Origin of the sequence: Pseudoduganella aquatica (genome assembly GCF_009857595.1) — a bacterium.
Classification (GTDB): Bacteria; Pseudomonadota; Gammaproteobacteria; order Burkholderiales; family Burkholderiaceae_D; genus Rugamonas; species Rugamonas aquatica_A.
This window is the reverse complement of record NZ_WWCU01000168.1, coordinates 1-255: the sequence shown is the minus strand read 5'-3', so window position 1 is coordinate 255 and position 255 is coordinate 1. Positions and strand designations below refer to the sequence as shown.

At 62.7% G+C, this 255-nt stretch carries 1 protein-coding gene; it reads left to right on the top strand.

The features are described from left to right. On the top strand, positions 1–255 hold a 255-nt coding region (locus tag GTP77_RS31515), incomplete at both ends, for a DDE-type integrase/transposase/recombinase (RefSeq protein ID WP_161075772.1).

The window sequence follows — 255 nt, the reverse complement described above, 5'->3', positions numbered from 1 at the left end:
ACACGACGGACAGTAAGCACGACCTGCCGATCGCCGCCAATGTGCTGAACCGGCAGTTCAATCCGCCCGCGCCCAACATGGCATACGTATCGGACATCACGTACATCCGCACCGGCTCCGGCTGGCTTTACTTGGCCGTCGTGATAGATTTGTACGCACGCAAGGTGGTCGGCTGGTCCATGGCGCCAAGCATGCCTGCCAAGCTCGTCTGCGAGGCCCTGAACATGGCCATCCAGCAGCGGCGCCCAGGACCCG